Raw genomic sequence first — 18,600 nt, 5'->3', positions numbered from 1 at the left:
GGAGAGCGGGCATGGACGGCGGGGCGAACGGCGGATGGGGCGCGGTGCGCCCGCGGTTTCACGGCGCGAAGCGCGCGATGGCGCCGATCGTCCTGAAGGGTCTCGCCCTCAGCATCGTCACCCTCGGCGTCTACCGGTTCTGGTACCAGACCGACGTCCGCCGCTTTCTCTGGAACAACGTCGAGATCGACGGCGACGCGCTTGAGTACACCGGGCGCGGGCTCGAACTGTTCATCGGATTCCTCATCGCCCTCGGCGTGCTGATCCCGCTCTACGGCGCGGCGGCGCTGCTCGGGATCGCGGCGGGCGCCTTCGGGCCGCTGGTGCAGGTGGGCGTGTCGCTCGTCGTGGTCGTCCTGGCGCAGTACGCGCTTTACAGGGCGCGCCGCTACCGGCTGACGCGCACGATCTGGCGCGGCGTGCGGCTGCAGCAGACCGGCTCGGGCTGGGCCTACGCCGGACGGAGCCTCGGCTGGCTGCTCGTGGCCGTCGTCACGCTCGGACTGGCCTACCCCTGGATGCGCGCCAGCCTCGAGCGCTTCAAGATGAGGAACACCTGGTACGGCGACCTGCAGGGCGCGTTCGACGGCACGGGCGGCCAGCTGTTCCGCAAGGGCGTCCTGCTGTGGCTGTTCGCGGTCGTCGTCGGTCTCGGCTCGGCGGCGGCCTTCCTGGGCGTGCACTACGCCGCCTCCCAGGAGGATCTGGCCGCGGGCCGGACGGCCGCTGCGGCCAGCTTCTTCACCATCACCTTCTACCTCGCGCTCTTCGTCACCTTCCCCCTGCTGAACGCCATCGAGTTCCGCTGGTGGGCGAACGGATGTCGGGTCGGCCCGGCGCGGGCGCAGTGCGATCTCGGCCTGTTCGCCTTCCTGAAGACCTATCTCGTCTTCTTCGGCGCGCTGCTGCTTCTGGGCCTCGGCGTCGCGGCCGTGGGCGGCGCCGTGTTCGCGAGCGGCGCCTTCGCCGACCTCATCGACTTCGAACGCGCCCCAAGCCCCATCGTCATTGTTCTGGGGCTCGCGCTCTACCTCGGCGCCGCGCTCGGCGCCTCGGCGCTCTGGCAGCTCATCGGCGCGCGCGGGCTGTGGCGGAAGTCGTTCGAGAGCGTCGCGATCCTGGGGCTCGCCGACCTCGCCGCCGCCCAGTCCGCGGCGCCGCCCGCCAACGCCTTCGGCGAGGGCGTGGCCGACGCGCTCGACTTCGGCGGCTTCTGAATGGGGCTCAGCGGTCCCGCCTCCTACTTCGACGGCGTCACCAGCCGGCGTCGGTCGGTGCTGGTCGCGCTCGACGACACGGGGCTTCGCCTGAGCGAAAGCGACGGCGCCGCGCCGCAGCTCTGGCCCTACTCGCTGCTGCGCGAGATCGCGGGACCGCCCGGCGCGCTGCGGCTGTCGTCGCAGTCCGCGCACGCCCTCGCCCGGCTGGACGTGCGGGACGCGGCCCTCGCCGCGGCGATCCGGGCGCGCGCGCCGAGCCTCGGGGCCGGCGAGCGCGCTGAGCGCGGCCTCAGGCGGCGCGTCGCGCTCTGGGGCTGCGCGGCCGCCGTCTCCGCCGGCCTGTTCGCAGTCTACGGCCTGCCGGCGCTCGCCGACCGGATCGCGCCGCTGCTGCCCTGGAGCGTCGACCAGCGCATGGGCGAAGGCTTCGACGCCCAGATCCGCTTCCTGCTGCCGACCGGCGACGGCGACTTCGAATGCGGCGCAGACGACGGCGAGGCGGCGGGCAAGGCCGCGCTCGACGCCTTGTCGAAAAAGCTCTCCGACGCCGCGGCGCTTCCGGCGCCGTTGAAGATCGTGGCCGTCCGCAGCTCAATCCCGAACGCCTTCGCGCTGCCGGGCGGCTACATCTACCTGTTCGACGGGCTGATCCGCGAAGCCGAAACGCCCGACGAGATCGCCGGCGTGCTGGCGCACGAGATCGGCCATGTGGCGCACCGCGACGGCTCCCGCCGCGTGCTGCAGGCGAGCGGGCTGTCGTTCCTCTTCGGCTTCGTGCTCGGCGATTTCAGCGGCGGCGCGGCGACGATCTTCGTGGCGCGCGTGCTGAGCGAGGCGTCCTATTCCCGCGCGGCGGAGAGTGGGGCCGACCTCTACGCGGTCCGCCTCATGCGCGGGATCGGCGCGGACCCTCGCGCGCTCGGGACGATGCTGGACCGGCTCGTCGCCGAGTCGAAGTCGGAGGACGGGGCCGAGGTCGAGAAAGACCGCGACGGCCGTTCCGCGCTCGACTATCTCTCGTCTCATCCGGCGGTCGCCGAGCGCCGCCGCGCGATCGACGCGGCGGCGGGCGATGCGCCGGCGACGCCCGCGCTGGACGCCGCCGCCTTCGCGGCGCTGAAGACGATCTGCGGGCCAGCGAAGGCCGACGAGGGATCCTGACCGCGTGACGTTCGACCTGAGAGAACCGCCGCGCCGCCGCTCCCGCCTTGCGGGCCTCGCGTTGGCGTTCGCGTGGTTCTCCGTTCTGGTCGCGCTCTACGCCTTCGCGCTGCTCCGCCTGCGGCTGGTGGAGCCGTTCGCGGCCTTCGCCGCCTTCGCCTCGGGGCTTGGGATCGCGGTGATCGCGATCCTGCTCGGGGCCGTCGCCCTCGTCGTCGTCTGGACCACGGGCCTGCGGGGCGGCGTGCGCGCAGCCGCGGCGATCGCGATCTCGCTCGCGGTGCTCGCTGGCCCCGCCTATGTGGCGGGCCGCGGGTTCCGCGCGCCCGTGCTGAACGACGTCGCGACCGACCTCGCCGACCCGCCGGCCTTCACCCGCGCCGGCCGCGACCGCACGCCCGGCGATCTGCCGGTTCCCGGCGCGATCGCGCCCGATCAGGCCGAGCGGCTGCGCGCGGCCTATGCCGACCTTCAGCCGCTGAAGCTTGCGCAGCCGCCCGACGAGGTGTCGAACCTCGTGATCGCGCTGGTCGAGGAGCGCGGCTGGCGCACGCTTGGCCCCACCGCCTACCCGCGCGGTGGCCCGCCGCTCGGCCGGGTGGAGGCGGTGGCGCGCACCCCCGTGCTCGGCTTCGAGGACGACGTCGTGATCCGCGTGCGCGAAGACGGAACGGGATCGCGCGTCGACATGCGCTCCGCCTCCCGCCTCGGAAGCGGCGATTTCGGCGCCAACGCCGACCGCATCCGCAGCTTTCTCGCCGACCTGAAGGCGGCGGCGGGCGGGGGGTGACGCTGAAGGCGCATGCGTGCGTCGGGCGAACTCAATGAACCACGCCGTCGTTCCGGGCGAAGTCCCGGAACCCATAAGCCCGCCGCAGCCTGGCGAAGCGCGACGTCCGGATAGGGAGGGCGCCCGCATCGCGGGGACAGGCGTCGAGACAGCCTGACGTCCTCGTGGTTATGGGTTCCGGGACTTCGCCCGGAACGACGGCGTGTTTGGCGAACGGGCGCTGAGCGCGCCTCGGCGACCTGAAGGAGACGAACGATGACCACTCTCCAAAACCCGGCCGATGAGGCGCGACAGGTCCTCGGCGCGCTCGGCGTCGACCTCGGGCGCCTCGGCGCGGCGGGGCTTCCCGCGCGGTCGCCGATCGACCGCGCCGTGATCGGGCATCTCGTGGAGACCGACGCGCGCGCCGTCGACCGCGCCGTCGGGCGCGCCGCGGAGGCCGCCCGCGCGTGGCGCGACGTTCCCCCGCCGAAACGCGGCGAGCTGGTGCGGCTGTTCGGCGAGGAGCTGCGCGCCGCCAAGGAGCCTCTCGGCCGGCTGGTGACGCTGGAGGCCGGCAAGATCCTCTCCGAGGGCCTCGGCGAGGTGCAGGAGATGATCGACGTCTGCGACTTCGCGGTCGGCCTGTCCCGCCAGCTCTACGGCCTCACCATCGCGACCGAACGGCCCGATCACCGGATGTCGGAGAGCTGGCGGCCGCTCGGCGTGGTCGGCGTCATCTCGGCGTTCAACTTCCCGGTCGCGGTCTGGGCCTGGAACGCGGCGCTGGCGCTGGTCTGCGGCAACGCCGTGGTCTGGAAGCCGTCCGAGAAGACGCCGCTGACGGCGCTTGGCGTCGACGCGCTGCTGGCGCGCGCCGTCGCCCGCTTCCGCGCGGCCGGCGGCGACGCGCCCGAGGGTCTGACCGCGACGCTGATCGGCGGCCGCCTCGTGGGCGAGGCGCTGGTCGACGACGCCCGCGTGGCGCTGGTCTCCGCCACCGGGTCCACCGCCATGGGGCGGGCGGTCGCGCCCCGTCTCGCCGCCCGCTTCGCCAAGGCCCTGCTGGAGCTTGGCGGCAACAACGCCGCGATCGTCTGCCCATCCGCGGACCTCGACCTGACGCTCCGCGCCGTCGCCTTCGCCGCGATGGGCACGGCGGGCCAGCGCTGCACCACGCTGCGACGCCTGTTCGTGCACGACGCGGTCTACGACGCCCTCGTCCCGCGGCTCGCCAAGGCCTTCGGCTCAGTCGCGATCGGCGACCCGCGCGACCCGAAGACGCTTGTCGGCCCGCTGATCGACGAGGCCGCCGCCGCCGGCATGGCCCGGGCGCTCGCCGCCGCCACGGCGCTGGGCGGGCGCGTGACCGGCGGCGAACGGCTGCCCGGCCCCGGCGTCTACGTTCGGCCTGCGCTGGTCGAACTGCCGCGGCAGGAGGGACCAATGCTGGAGGAAACCTTCGCGCCGATTCTCTACGTCGTCCGTCACGCCGATCTCGACGCCGCGATCGCGCTCAACAACGCGGCGGCGCAAGGGCTGTCCTCCTCGATCTTCACCAACGACCTGCGCGAGGCGGAGCTGTTCCTCTCCGACCGCGGCTCCGACTGCGGCATCGCCAACGTCAACATCGGGCCCTCCGGCGCCGAGATCGGCGGGGCCTTCGGCGGCGAGAAGGAGACCGGCGGCGGCCGCGAGAGCGGCTCCGACGCCTGGAAGGCCTACATGCGCCGGGCCACCAACACCGTGAACTGGGGCCGCTCGCTGCCGCTGGCTCAGGGGGTGCGGTTCGACGTGGGGTGAAGACCGCTGCGTCGAAAGCATCCCCCGTCCCAAACGCGCGCCGTCATGGTCCGGCTCGACCGGACCATCCACCCCCACGTCGAGCTCGACGTCGCCGAATGGGTCCTCCGGTCGAGCCGGAGGACGACGGAGAGGATGGGACCAGCCGCGCGCGCCTTTCGCATCCCCGCCCAAAACGAAATATAACGCTTGATGGCCCTCGCCCCGATGCTAGGCTCAGTTTCGGCAGAGAGCGGCGGGCAACGTCGCCGAGTTTAGGGGCTGTAAGAGGGAACGCGGCGACGCCCGGACCTCGGGCGACTTTCCGACAGTGAACAAAACCGTGCGCGCTTCGTCACAATACGAAGAATCGCGAAGTCGCGCGCCAAGAACGTCTTCAACGCCGCCGCATGACCCGAAAACGGGCGAGACAGGCCGGCGTATCTCTGGGAGGAGATGAAGCATGAAGCTTTCGGCGGCGATGGCCGCGGCGCTGCTCGTGGCGAGCGCGCTGCCCGCGGCGGCTCAGGTGTCGGACAACAAGGTCAAGATCGGCATTCTGAACGACCAGTCCGGCGTCTACGCCGACTTCGGCGGAAAGTGGTCCTACGAGGCCGCCAAGATGGCGGTGGAGGACTTCGGCGGCAAAGTGCTCGACATGCCGATCGAGGTCGTGACCGCCGATCACCAGAACAAGCCCGACATCGCCTCCAACATTGCGCGCCAGTGGTACGACACCGGCCAGGTCGACGCGATCATGGAGCTCACCACCTCCTCGGTCGCGCTCGCGGTGCAGGGCCTCTCGAGGGAAAAGAAGAAGATCGACCTCGTCACCGGCGCCGCGACGACGGAGCTCACCGGCAAGCAGTGCAGCCCCTACGGCTTCCACTGGGCCTACGACACCAACGCGCTCGCGGTCGGCACCGGCGGCGCGCTGGTGAAGGCGGGCGGCGACAGCTGGTTCTTCCTCACCGCCGACTACGCCTTCGGCTATTCGCTCGAGGCCCAGACCACCAAGTTCCTAACGTCGAACGGCGGCAAGGTGGTGGGCTCGGTCCGCCATCCGCTCTCGAACGCGGACTTCTCCTCCTTCCTGCTGCAGGCGCAGTCCTCCGGCGCGAAGGTGATCGGCCTTGCGAACGCTGGCCTCGACACCGCGAACGCCATCAAGCAGGCCTCGGAGTTCGGCATCGTCGCCGGCGGCCAGCGGCTGGCGGCGCTGCTGTTCACCCTCGCAGAGGTGCACGGCCTCGGGCTGGAGGCCGCGCAGGGCCTGTCGCTCACCGAGGGCTTCTACTGGGACCGCGACGACGCCTCGCGCGCGTTCGGCAAGCGCTTCTTCGCCCGCACCAAGCGGATGCCGAACATGATCCAGGCCGGCACCTACTCCGGCGTGACGCACTATCTCAAGGCGATCGCCCGGGCCGGCACGGACGACACCGAGAAGGTGGCCGAGGCCATGCGCGCCATGCCCGTCGACGACGTCTTCGCCAAGGGCGGCGTCGTCGCCAAGAACGGCCGCATGATCCACGACATGTACCTGATGGAGGTGAAGAAGCCGGAGGAGAGCAAGGGCCCCTGGGACTACTTCAAGGTGCTCGCGACCGTTCCCGGCGACCAGGCCTACATCAAGCCGTCGGAGAGCGGCTGCCCGCTGGCGCAGTGACGGCGATGTGCGCGTCCGACGCTTTTCCCGAGGCGTTGAGCCCCCTCACCCGGCCCTGCGGGCCGACCTCTCCCCGCCGGGGAGAGGTGCGAGGCGGCGCCGTCGCGCGGCCTGGCCTAGGGAGGCTCAGGTCTTCACCTCTCCCCGGCGGGGAGAGGTCGGAGGGCGAAGCCCTCAGGGTGAGGGGGCGCTTCGCGCAAAGAAGCGGACGCCGCACATGAGCGCCGCAGAAGTCGTCCTCTCCTGCCGCGGGCTGCGGAAGGACTTCGCCGGGTTCACCGCCGTGAATGGCGTCGACCTCGACCTGCGGCATGGCGAGATCCACGCCATGATCGGGCCGAACGGCGCCGGCAAGACCACCGTGTTCAACCTGCTGACCAAGTTCCTGCAGCCGACCAAAGGGCGGATCACCCTGCTTGGCCAGGACATCACAAAGACCTCGCCGTCCAAGGTCGCGCGGATGGGGCTGGCGCGGTCGTTCCAGATCTCGGCCACCTTCCCGCACCTCACCGTGCTGGAGAACGTGCGCGTCGCGCTGCAGCGGCCGAACGGGCTCGCCCACCAGTTCTGGCGGCCCATGAGCGCGCTCGACCGGCTGAACGCGCGGGCCCTGGAGCTGATCGAGCTTGTGGGCCTCAAGGACGCCCGCAACCGGCCCGCCGCCGACCTCTCCTACGGCCGCAAGCGCGCGCTCGAGATCGCGACCACGCTCGCGCTCGACCCCAAGGCGCTGCTGCTCGACGAGCCGATGGCCGGCATGGGCCACGAGGACGTCGCCGTGGTCTCCGCCATCGTCCGCGACGTAGCCAAGACCCGCGCGGTGCTGATGGTCGAGCACAACCTGAAGGTCGTCGCCGACCTCTGCGACCGCGTCACCGTGCTTCAGCGCGGCGAGATCCTGGTCTCCGGCGACTACGCGACCGTCTCCCGCGACGAGCGCGTGCGCGTCGCCTATCTCGGAGCGGGCCATGACTGAAGCCCCGCTGGCGCAGCCGCAATCTCAATCTCAGGGCCAGTCCTCGCTACGCGGGACGCAGCCGATCGTCCAGTCGCTGCTGAAGGTGCGCGGGCTGAACGCCTGGTACGGCGAGAGCCACGCGCTGCACGGCGTCGACCTCGACATCGCCGCCGGCGAGACCGTGACGCTGCTCGGCCGCAACGGCGTGGGCAAGACCACCACGCTGCGCGCCATCATGGGCATCCTGCCGAAGCGCACGGGCTCCGTCCGCCTCAACGGCCGCGAGATGATCGGCACGCCGCTGCACAAGGTGGCCGCCGCCGGCCTCGGCTTCGTGCCGGAGGAGCGCGGCATCTTCGCCTCGCTCACCGTCGAGGAGAACCTGACGCTGCCTCCGGTGGTCGCCAAGGGCGGCTTCACGGTCGAGGAGCTCTACGCGCTGTTTCCAAATCTCAAGGAGCGCCGGCGCAGCGCCGGCACGCAGCTTTCCGGCGGCGAGCAGCAGATGCTCGCCATCGCCCGCGTGCTCCGCACCGGCGTGACGCTGCTGCTGCTGGACGAGCCGACGGAGGGCCTCGCGCCCGTCATCGTCGACCGCATCGGCGAGATCATCCTGGAGATGAAGCGCCGCGGCATGACCGTGCTGCTGGTGGAGCAGAACTTCCGCTTCGCGAGCCGCGTGGCGGACCGGTTCTACGTGATGGACCACGGCCAGATCGTCGACGGCTTCGCGGCGGCGGAGCTGCCCGGCCGCATGGACCGGCTGAAAGAGGCGCTGGGGGTGTGACGGCGATGATGACCCGGCCTGAAAGCCCCCTCACCCGGCCCTGCGGGCCGACCTCTCCCCACCGGGGAGAGGTGAAGGCGAGCGTCTCGGTCGCAAGTCGGAGCGACACGGCGCCGTTTGGCGACCTCTCCCCGGCGGGGAGAGGTCGGAGGGCGCAAGCCCTCCGGGTGAGGGGGCGCACGCTCCCCGATCGAATCGCTGCGGAGCGCGCGCCATGACCATGGTGTTCGGCGTTCCGCTTCAGGCGCTCTTGGGGCAGCTGCTGGTCGGTCTGATCAACGGCTCGTTCTACGCGCTGCTGAGCCTCGGCCTCGCGATCATCTTCGGGCTGCTGCGCATCATCAACTTCGCCCATGGCGCGCAGTACATGCTGGGGGCCTTCGTCGCCTACCTGCTGCTGGCCTACGCCGGGATCGGCTACTGGGGCGCGCTGATCCTCGCGCCGCTGATCGTGGGCCTCGCGGGCGCGGCGATCGAACGGCTGGCGCTGTCGCGGCTCTACGACCTCGACCCGCTCTACGGGCTGCTGTTCACCTTCGGCCTCGCGCTCGCGATCGAGGGCTCGTTCCGCTACGTCTACGGCTCGGCCGGCCAGCCCTACGCGGTGCCGCAGGCGCTCACCGGCGCGCGCAACCTCGGCTTCATGGTGCTGCCGACCTACCGCGGCTGGGTGGTGGTCGCATCGCTCGCGGTCTGCGTCGCGACCTGGCTCGCGATCGAGAAGACCAAGTTCGGCGCCTATCTCCGCGCCGCGACCGAAAACCCGACGCTGGTGCGCGCCTTCGGCGTGAACGTGCCGCTCCTGCTGACCTTCACCTACGGCCTCGGCGCGGCGCTGGCCGGGCTCGCGGGCGTGATGGCCGCGCCAATCTACCAGGTCAGCCCGCTGATGGGCTCCAACATCATCATCGTGGTGTTCGCGGTGGTGGTCGTCGGCGGCATGGGCTCGATCCTCGGCGCGGTCGTCACCGGCTACATGCTGGGCCTGTGCGAGGGGCTCACCAAGGTGTTCTACCCGGAGGCCTCCAACATCGTGATCTTCGTCATCATGGCGATCGTCCTGCTGATCCGCCCCGCGGGCCTGTTCGGGAGGACGGCGTGACAGGATCCATGGCTGAGAGCCCCCTCACCCGGATCGCTGCGCGATCCGACCTCTCCCCGCTGGGGCGAGGTGACGCGCGGCGCCGTCGCGTTTCGTTTCAGGAGGAGACGCAGGCCTTCACCTCTCCCCGGCGGGGAGAGGTCGGCGCGAAGCGCCGGGTGAGGGGGCGCGCGGCTACCGGCTTGAGGACCACCCAGCCATGACAGACGCCGTCCTCGCTCCGCCCGCCAGGCGCTCGAAGACGCGTGGGATCGCGCTGATCGCCGTGGGGCTCGTCCTGCTCGCGGTGGCGCCCTTCGTGGTCTACCCGATCTTCGTGATGAAGCTGCTGTGCTTCGCGCTGTTCGCCGCCGCCTTCAACCTGCTGCTCGGCTACGCCGGCCTGCTCTCCTTCGGCCACGCGGCGTTCTTCGGCGGCGCGGCCTACTTTACCGCCCATGCGGTGAAGGAGTGGGGCCTGACGCCGGAGCTCGGCGTGCTGGTCGGCGTCGCGGGCGCGGCGGCGCTGGGGCTGGTGGTCGGCTTCCTCGCCATCCGCCGGCAGGGCATCTACTTCGCCATGATCACGCTGGCGCTCGCCCAGATGTTCTTCTTCTTCTGCCTGCAGGCGCGCTTCACCCATGGCGAGGACGGCATCCAGGGCGTGCCGCGCGGCCATCTGTTCGGCGTGATCGATCTCAACCAGCCGCTCGCGATGTACGGCTTCGTCGCCGTCGTGTTTCTGGCCGGCATGTACGCCATCCACCGCATCACGGAATCGCCCTTCGGCATGATCTTGAAGTCGATCCGCGAGAACGAGCGGCGGGCGACCTCGCTCGGGATCTCGGTGGGGTCCTACAAACTCGCCGCCTTCGTGATGTCGGCGGCGCTGGCGGGGCTTGCCGGCGCCACCAAGGCGCTGGTGTTCCAGTTCGCGACGTTGACCGACGTCGGCTGGCAGATGTCGGGCGAGGTCATCCTGATGACCCTGCTCGGCGGCATCGGCACCATGATCGGACCGGTGGTCGGCGCGGCCATCGTCACCGCGCTCGAAAACTACCTCGCGACCTCGGACTTCCCGCCGACGATCGTCATCGGCGTGGCCTTCATGCTCTGCGTGCTCGCCTTCCGCCGCGGCGTGGTGGGCGAGCTACTGGCGACCCGCTGGGGGAAGCGGCTCGCGGGACGGGACGAGGACTGAGCGGTTCTCGTGGGAGCGCCACGCATCCGAAAGCGCGCGCCACGTCCGCCCAACCCACGCCGTCATGGTCCGGCTTGACCGGACCATCCATCCCCGCCGTCGAGCGCCACGTCCCCTTTGGGCCCTCCGGCCAAGCCGGAGGAGGACGGCGAGAAGAGAACAGCTCACCCGCACGGTCTCATTTCAGCTTCCCCACAGCCCATCGCGTCCTCGCCCCTCCCCTCGCCCGCGCTTCGGTGTAGCGTCGCCGGTCCATGGCGAGTTTCAGCTTCCTCCACGCGGCGGACCTTCACCTCGACAGCCCGCTGATCGGCCTCTCCGGCCGCTCGCCGGACTTCGCGGCGCGCGTGGAGGACGCCTCGCGCACCGCGCTCGACGCGCTCGTGCAGCTTGCGATCGACGAGGGCTGCCGCTTCGTCCTGCTGTCCGGCGACGTGTTCGACGGCGACCTGCGCAACGTCCGCACCGGCCTGTTCCTCGTCTCCCGGCTCGCCCGGCTGCGGGAGGCGGGCGTCGGCGTCTACATGATCCTCGGCAACCACGACGCCGAGAACCGCTTCATGGCGAAGCTCGACTTCTCCGACAACGTCACGCTGTTTTCGCCCCGCGCCGCCCACACCGCGACCCTCCCCGAGCTCGACGTCGCGATCCACGGCCGCAGCTTTCCCCAGCGCGACGTGACCGAGAACCTCGCCCAGAGCTATCCCCCGCCGGTCCCCGGCGCGTTCAACATCGGCCTGCTGCACACCGCCTGCATCGGCCACGAGGGCGAGCACGCCGCCTATGCGCCCTGCTCCGTCCAGCAGCTGGTCAACCACGGCTACGACTACTGGGCGCTCGGCCACATCCACGACCGCGGCGTGCTCAACGAGCGGCCCTACGTGCTCTACCCCGGCAACCTGCAGGGCCGCAGCGCGCGCGAGACCGGGCCGAAGGGCGCGACGCTGGTTCGCGTGCGGGACGGCGCGGTGGAGAGCCTGGAGCACCGGACGCTCGACGCCGTGCGCTGGGCGCACGAGCCCGTGGACGTCGGCGGGACCGCGACCACGGCCGACGTGCTGGACCGGCTGCGCGACGCGATGGAGCGCGCGGGCGAGGCCGCCGAGGGTCGCCCGCTGGCGCTGCGGCTGACGCTCGCCGGCGAGACGCCGCTGCATGGCGAGCTGGCGCTGCGCCGGGCGGAGCTGCGCGAGGAGGCGGAGACGATCGCGGCTGGCCTCTCCGCCGACGTCTGGCTCGAAAAACTCAGCCTCGCCACCCGCGCGCCAAGGGCCGCGGAGGCGGCGCCAGACCCGACGGTCGCGGGCCGCATCCAGGCCGAGATCGCGGCGCTGCCGGCGGAGGCGCTCGCCGAGCGGCTCGAGGCCCGGATCGCCGAGATCCGCACCCGCCTGCCGGCTTCGGCGCGGGCGGAGGCGCTGGTAGAGGCGCTGCGGGCGGAGGCCCCGGCGCGGGCCCGCGCGCTGGCGCTCGCGCTTGTCGGCGAAGGACGCGACGATGCGCTTCGCTGAACTCGCGCTCGACAGCTACGGCGCCGTGAAGGCCCGCACGATCGCCTTCCCCCATCCCGGCCTCACCGTCGTCTATGGGCCGAACGAGGCCGGCAAGAGCACCTCGCTCGCCGCGGTCGGCGACTTCCTGTTCGGCGTGCCGACGCAGACCTTGCGCGGAAGCGTCTTCGGCTACGACGCCATGCGGATCGGCGCGCGGCTCGTCCGGGCGGACGGGATCGAGCTCGCGCTCCGTCGCCGCAAGGGCCGGGCCGGGCGCACGCTCACCGACTGGGACGGCGCGCCGGCGGACGAAGGCGTGCTCGCCGCGCTGCTGGGCGCGACCACCCGCGAGCGCTTCGAAAACCTGTTCGGCCTCGACCACGCGCGCCTGCGCGACGGCGGCGAGCGCATGTTGACCGCCGACGGCGAGATCGGCCGACTGATCGTGGAGGCCGGCGGCGGCCTGAGGAGCCTCGTCGCGCGGCTGGAGACCATCGACCGCACGCTCGACGGCCTGTTCGCGCCACGGCGCTCGGGCGAGCGCGCCTTCTACAAGGCGCTGACCGCCTTCGAGGAGGCCGACCGGGACGCCAAGGCGGGGCTGCTCACGAAGGAAGCCTACGATCGCGCGCGCGCGAGCCTGACCCACGCGGAGGCCGAGACCGCGCGGCTGCGGGAGGCGCGCCGGGCGCTCGCCCGTGAGCGGTCGGCGCTGGAGCGCATCGCCCGCGTTTCGCCGCTGCTGCAGCGGCTCGAACTTCTGTCGGAGCGGCTCGCGGCCGATCCCGACCTCGCCCGTCTGCCGGACGCCTTCGCGCACGAGGCCCGGGCGGCGCTGACCGCCTGCGCCGAGGCTGAGAAGGCGGCGGCGGAAAGCGACGCCGTGGCGGAGACGCTGAGCCAGCGGCTCGCCGCCATCGCCGTCGACGACGCGCTGGCGGCGGCCGAGGCCGCAATCCGCGACGTCGTCGAGGACTTCGTGCATGTGGCGAAGGCGCGCGAAGACCGGCCGAACCGGCAGCGCGAGCTTGCGCAGGCCGAAGCCAACCTCGCGCGGCTGCGCCGCATGATCGGGGCGCGCGAGGACGAGGACCTGAGCCTGCGCCTGCCGCCGCCGGAGGCGGTCGAGGCCGTGCGCCGGCTCGCGACCGCGGCCGAGGCTCGCGCTCCAAAGCGCGCGGCGCTGGAGGCTCAGCTCGGCGACGGCGCGCTGGCGCTTCGCCGGCTCGACGCCCGCATCGCGGCGGCGCGCGACGCCGGCCATCACAGGCCCTCGGGCGTCGCCTCGGGCGAACTCGCCGGCCTGCCCTCTCTGGCGGCCGAGGCGGAGGCCCGCGCGGGCCGCGCCCGGACAGCCTCCTCCGACGTCGCCGCCCGCGCGGCGGCGCTCGGCTTTCCCGACGCTGCGGCTGTGCGCGATCTCCCCTGCCCTTCGGCCGACAGCGCCGGGCGCCTGCTGGCCGCCGCCGAGGCTCGCGCCGAGCGGCGTTCGCGTCACATGGAAGCGGGAGTGGCTGCGCAGGCGAAGCGGGCGGCGGCGCTGGCCGCGATCGCGCGGCTGCAGGCGGGCGGCGAGATCGCGACCGACGCCGCGCTCGGCGCCGCACGGGCGGCGCGCGAGACCGCGTGGGCGCAGGTCCGCGCGGCGCATCGCGCAGGCTTGGCGGACCCGGATCAGGCCGTGCGCACGGCGGAGGTCGAGACTGTCGACCGCGCGCTGGCGCAGGCCGACGAGCTCGCCGACCGGCGCGCCCGCGAGGCCCAGCGCGCCGCAGCGCTGGCCCAGGCCGAAGCGCAACGCGACGACGCGGCGGCCGAGAGCACAGCCGCCGACGCCAGCATCGCCGCGATCGACCGCGAGACCGAAGCGGCCGCGGTCGACCTCGCCGCCGCCTTCCCTGATGTCATCCGGCGCGCGCCGTCACCCGTCGCGCTCAAGGCCTTCGCCGACGCCCGCGACGCGCTAATCGCCGCCGCGGCGGCGGCCGAGACCGCGCAGGCCGACGCCGAGGCCGCCCGCCGGGCGCTCGAGGCCCCACTCGCGGCGCTCAGCTTCGCCGAGCGCGCCTGCGGGCTTGCGCCCACGGAGGGTTCGCCCGTCGCCGAACGGGCGCGGCGGGCGCTTGCGGGCGTCGCGGCCCACGACGAGGCCCACGCCGAGCACCGCCGCGACCTGAAGGCCCGCGAGGACGCGGACGCTGCGACCGAGCGCGCGCGCGCGGGCCTCACGGCGCTCGACCGCGAGGAGGCGAGCTGGGCCGAGGCCTGGGGACCGGCGCTTTCGCGCCTCGCGCTGCCCGCCTCAACGACGCCGGAGGACGCGGCCTCCGCCGCGCACGAATGGGCCGGCGCCCGTGGCGTGCTGGACGCCCTGGGACAGGTGCGCCGGCGGGTGTTCCGCATGGACGAGGACGAGGCGGACCTGAAGGCGCGCGTCGAGGCGATCGGCCAGGCGTCCGGGCTCGCGCTGCCGGAGGACGCCGTCGCCGCCGCGCGCATGCTGCAGGCGCGGTTCGTCGAGAACGACGCCGCCCGCGCCCGACGCGAAACGCTGGCTCCCGACGCCGAGGAGGCCGCGCGCATAGCCGCCGCGCGCCGGCTCGCGCTCGCGGAGCGGGAGGCCGCGGCGGCGCGGCTCTGCGAGATCGCGGGGTTGCTTGACGACGACTGGACGGGGCTCGCGGCGCTCGCCGAACGCCACGCCGGCCGTCTCGCCCTGACGGACGAGATCGCCCGCGCCGAGGACGGCCTCGCGACCGCCGGCGACGGCCTGCCGCTCGACGCGCTTAAAGCAGCGGCGGCGGAGCGCGATCCCGATTCGCTCGCGGGCGACCTTGCCGCGCTGGAGGACCGGGAACGGGAGCTCGACGCCGACGTCGAGGCCGCGAGCCTCGCCGAACATGCGGCGCGCGCGGCGGTCGCCGGCCATCACGAGGCGGCGGGGGTCAACCGCGCGGTCGTCGCGCGGGAGAGCGCGACGGCGGAGCTGCACGACGTCGCCGAGCGCTACGTAGAGCTGTCGCTCGCCCGCGACCTGGTCGAGGGCGCGATCGCCAAGGTCCGGGCCGAGCGGCAGGACCCGTTGGTGGCGCGGGCCGCAGCCCTGTTCCAATGCGCCACCCGCGGCGCCTACGCCGGCCTCGGCGCGGAGGTGGACGCCGGCGGCGCGCCCTCGGTGGTGGGGCTGCGCGCCGACGGCTCCCCGGTCGAGGTCCGCGCCATGAGCGACGGCGCGCGCGACCAGCTCTACCTCGCCTTTCGGCTGGCGAGCCTCGAGGCCTACGCCCGCGAGGCCGAATCCCTGCCCTTCGTGGCCGACGACGTGCTGGTGCACTTCGACGACGCCCGCAGCCGCGCCACGCTGGAGCTGCTGGCGGACTTCGGCGCGACGGCGCAGACGCTGCTGTTCACGCACCACGACAGCGTGCGGGCGATGGCGGAGACGCTGGCCGCGGACGGCCGCTGCGGGGTCGTGACGCTCGAGTGAGAGAGCTGCGGTCTCCCGCTCCTGCCCCACCTCGGCGTGGCCTGCCCCTGGCGGATCACGCGCGAGGATCCCTCCTCAAGCGCAGCTTGGGAAGAGTGGCCTCGGCGCAGCCGAGGTCGGGTGGGGCCTTGGGCGTCGGGCGAGACGGCGGTCGGGAGCTTCGTTCTGAGGCCCACCCCACCCGGCCAGGCTTCGCCCGTCCACCCTCCCCTGTCCCAGGGGAGGGATCCCCCGCGCCTGCTTGGCGCGCGCGATAAGGGCGTCCCTCGATGGCGACACATTCGCCACCGCCGCGGAGCCGGATCAGGCGCGGGGATCCCTCCTCAAGCGCAGCTTGGGGAGGGTGGCCTCGACGCAGCCGAGGTCGGGTGGGTCCTTGGGCGTCGAACGCGACGGCGGCGAGCTTCAGCCCGCGCCCACCCCACCCGGCCCGGCCGGGCTTCGCCCGTCCACCCTCCCCTGTCCCAGGGGAGGGACGCCCGCGCCATTCCGCCGGGGCGCGCGAACGCGACGCGATCCGATCACTCTATCGTGACGAACTCTTCCACATGGCGGCGCAGCTTCAGGGTGTGCTCGCGCACCAGCCGCTCGGCGCGCTCGCCGTTGCGGGCCTCGAGCGCCTCGACGATCTCGCGGTGGTCGAGGATCGAGCGACGGGCGCGGTCCTGCTCAAAGATCGTCCGACGGCGGATCGCCCGGACATGCATGAACAGGCCGTTCGCGATGTCGCCGATCAGCTTGCAGCGCGACAGCGCGATGATCGCGGCGTGGAATCGGATGTTGGCGTCGGAATACTCGCCCATGTGCGAGTCGACGTCGTCCCCGGAGAAGGTGTCGACGAGGGCGTGCAGGGCCCCGATCTCGTCGTCGGCGGCGACCTCCGTGACGAGGCGCGCGGCCATGCTTTCGAGGGCCGCCCACACCGTGATCATCTCGAGAATTTCCGCCTTGGTGCGGCGCTGGATGTAGACCCCCCGGCGGGGTTCTGCGCGCACCAGGCCCTCCTGTTCGAGCTGCGCCAGCGCCTCCCGCAACGGGGTGCGGCTTACGCCGATCGACAGCGCGAGGGCACGCTCGTCGAGCCGGAGCTGGGCGCGCTCGTCATAGATGTTCATCTCGAAGATCGCGGCCTTGATCGCCTCGTAGGCCCGCGTCTTGAGGCTCTGCGCGCCCGCGATGGGCCTCAGCTCAAGTCCGTCCACGCGCTCCCCCCGAGCCTTTCCGACGGCCTCCGCCGACCCGGCATAATTGCATGACTGGCCTGCGTAATGCCACCAACCACGCAAGAATATATCCTAAAGTCGATATGAACGTTGTGATTAGTTCGTCTAACGGCGCATAAATGGAATATTGCATGCCACTCCCGCTTTGCTTAGCGTCGCTGAAACACGCGTCCTGGGGGCGCGGGAAGCGGTCGTCGGGCGGCCGGTTCCGGACGTTCTGGGGGAGGACCGCATGGAAGAGTTAGCCGCGCTCGCAGGCGGGTTCGCCGTCGCCGTGACGCCGTACAACATCGCGTTGATGGTGCTCGGCATCGTGCTGGGCGTGGTGATCGGCGTTCTCCCCGGCCTCGGCGGCGCCAACGGCGTCGCCATCCTCCTTCCGCTGACGTTCTCCATGGAGCCGACGTCGGCGATCATCATGCTGACGTCGATCTACTGGGGCGCGTTGTTCGGGGGGGCGATCACCGCGATCCTGTTCAACATACCGGGCGAGCCGTGGTCCGTCGCCACGACCTTCGACGGCCACCCGATGGCGCAGCGGGGCAAGGCGGACGAGGCGCTGGTGGGCGCCTTCACCTCCTCCTTCGTGGGCGCGATCTTCGCCGTCGCCCTCATCACCTTTCTCGCCCCAGCCGTCGCCAAGTTCGCGTTGAAGTTCGGCCCCGCCGAGTTCTTCGCGGTGCAGTTCCTCACCTTCGCGAGCTTCATCGGCATGGGCCGCGGCTCGCCGGCGAAGACCATCGCCTCCATGTGCCTTGGTTTCGCGCTCGCCTGCGTCGGCCTCGACGGCGTCACCGGCTCGCTGCGCATGACCTTCGGCCACGAGGAGCTGCTGAACGGCTTCAAGTTCCTGGTCGCGGTCATCGGCCTGTTCGGCATAGGCGAGATCCTGACCTCGATGGAGGACGGGCTGAAGTTCTCCGGAGCCGACGCCAAGCTCAAGATGGACGCCGTCATCCGCACCTGGCGCCAGCTGCCGAAGATGACCGGCACCTTCATCCGCAGCTGCATCGTCGGCTGCTGGATGGGCATCACGCCGGGCGGCGCGACGCCGGCCTCCTTCATGGGCTACGGCCTCGCCAAGCGGTTCTCCAAGAACGGCAAGAATTTCGGCAAGGGCGAGCTCGAGGGCGTCGTGGCGCCGGAGACCGCAGCCCACGCCGCCGGCACCGCCGCCATGCTGCCGATGCTGACGCTCGGCATCCCGGGCTCGCCCACCGCCGCGGTGCTGCTCGGCGGCCTGCTGATCTGGGGCCTCCAGCCCGGCCCGCTGCTCTTCGTGGAGCAGAAGGACTTCGTCTGGGGCCTGATCGCCTCGATGTACATGGGCAACGTCGTCGGCCTGGTGATCGTGCTGACCTGCGTGCCGCTGTTCGCCGCCATCCTGCGGGTGCCGTTCTCGATCATCGCGCCGGCGATCGTCGTGGTCTGCGCGATCGGCGCCTTCACCGTGAACAACGCCATGTTCGACGTGTGGATGATGCTGGTGTTCGGCGTCCTCGGCTACCTCTTCACCAAGCTCGGCTACCCGCTGCCGCCGCTGGTGCTGGCGCTCGTCCTCGGCGACCAGGCCGAGAGCTCGTTCCGCCAGGCCATGCTGATCAGCCAGGGCGACGTCACGGTGTTCTGGTCGAACTGGCTGTGCGGCGCGATCATGACGCTCGGCGTGGTCATGGCCTTCTGGCCGCTCGTCTCGGGCGTCATCGCAAAATTCAGGGGACCGGACCGCGTCGCCAAGGCGGCGTGAGGAACGGATGACAGACGCCGCGCGA

At 72.0% G+C, this 18,600-nt stretch carries 13 protein-coding genes; 12 read left to right on the top strand and 1 reads right to left on the bottom strand.

The window, feature by feature from the left end:
• The first annotated feature begins 11 nt into the window (after nt 1-11).
• The 11 genes from K244_RS0101080 (at nt 12) to K244_RS0101025 (ending at nt 15,605) form a co-directional block, all read left to right on the top strand.
• Complete coding sequence (locus K244_RS0101080) at nt 12-1,217, top strand: DUF898 family protein (RefSeq protein ID WP_020184389.1); 1,206 nt, start codon at nt 12-14, stop codon at nt 1,215-1,217.
• A complete protein-coding gene (locus K244_RS0101075) occupies nt 1,218-2,381 on the top strand; it encodes a M48 family metallopeptidase (RefSeq protein ID WP_020184388.1) in 1,164 nt (387 codons plus the stop codon).
• Between the two features lie 4 nt (nt 2,382-2,385).
• Complete coding sequence (locus K244_RS0101070) at nt 2,386-3,171, top strand: DUF1499 domain-containing protein (protein WP_020184387.1); 786 nt, start codon at nt 2,386-2,388, stop codon at nt 3,169-3,171.
• Nucleotides 3,172-3,426: 255 nt separating this feature from the next.
• Complete coding sequence (locus K244_RS0101065) at nt 3,427-4,953, top strand: aldehyde dehydrogenase family protein (RefSeq protein WP_020184386.1); 1,527 nt, start codon at nt 3,427-3,429, stop codon at nt 4,951-4,953.
• A gap of 442 nt (nt 4,954-5,395) precedes the next feature.
• Entirely contained in the window at nt 5,396-6,598 is a 1,203-nt protein-coding gene (locus K244_RS0101055; protein WP_020184384.1) for an ABC transporter substrate-binding protein, read from the top strand.
• Between the two features lie 217 nt (nt 6,599-6,815).
• Entirely contained in the window at nt 6,816-7,574 is a 759-nt protein-coding gene (locus tag K244_RS0101050) for an ABC transporter ATP-binding protein (protein WP_020184383.1), read from the top strand.
• Nucleotides 7,575-7,638: 64 nt separating this feature from the next.
• Nucleotides 7,639-8,343, top strand: a complete 705-nt coding sequence (locus K244_RS0101045; protein ID WP_024816241.1) for an ABC transporter ATP-binding protein — start codon at nt 7,639-7,641, stop codon at nt 8,341-8,343.
• A gap of 214 nt (nt 8,344-8,557) precedes the next feature.
• Entirely contained in the window at nt 8,558-9,445 is an 888-nt protein-coding gene (locus K244_RS0101040) for a branched-chain amino acid ABC transporter permease (RefSeq protein WP_020184381.1), read from the top strand.
• A 199-nt stretch (nt 9,446-9,644) separates the two neighbouring features.
• The gene (locus K244_RS0101035) at nt 9,645-10,625 is read left to right on the top strand and encodes a branched-chain amino acid ABC transporter permease (protein WP_020184380.1); all 981 of its coding nucleotides are present in this window, start codon (nt 9,645-9,647) and stop codon (nt 10,623-10,625) included.
• A gap of 254 nt (nt 10,626-10,879) precedes the next feature.
• Nucleotides 10,880-12,136: a DNA repair exonuclease gene (locus K244_RS0101030; protein ID WP_020184379.1), complete on the top strand. Its 1,257-nt coding sequence runs from the start codon at nt 10,880-10,882 to the stop codon at nt 12,134-12,136.
• Nucleotides 12,123-15,605, top strand: a complete 3,483-nt coding sequence (locus K244_RS0101025; RefSeq protein WP_036305927.1) for a YhaN family protein — start codon at nt 12,123-12,125, stop codon at nt 15,603-15,605. The genes K244_RS0101030 and K244_RS0101025 overlap by 14 nt, the downstream gene beginning before the upstream one ends.
• 521 nt (nt 15,606-16,126) lie before the next feature.
• Here K244_RS0101025 and K244_RS0101020 read toward each other — a convergent pair.
• Nucleotides 16,127-16,807 (bottom strand): GntR family transcriptional regulator, encoded by a 681-nt coding sequence (locus K244_RS0101020; protein WP_020184377.1) that lies wholly within the window; start codon nt 16,805-16,807, stop codon nt 16,127-16,129.
• A 253-nt stretch (nt 16,808-17,060) separates the two neighbouring features.
• On the opposite strand from K244_RS0101020, the gene K244_RS0101015 reads away from it, so the two are divergent.
• Nucleotides 17,061-18,575 carry a tripartite tricarboxylate transporter permease gene (locus K244_RS0101015; protein WP_020184376.1) on the top strand — a complete coding sequence of 505 codons (1,515 nt, stop codon included), beginning with the start codon at nt 17,061-17,063 and terminating at the stop codon, nt 18,573-18,575.
• Nucleotides 18,576-18,600 lie beyond the last annotated feature (25 nt).

It is taken from the genome of Methylopila sp. 73B (genome assembly GCF_000526315.1).
Classification (GTDB): Bacteria; Pseudomonadota; Alphaproteobacteria; order Rhizobiales; family Methylopilaceae; genus Methylopila.
The sequence above is the reverse complement of the archived record's forward strand: the minus strand, read 5'-3'. Positions and strand labels throughout refer to the sequence as shown.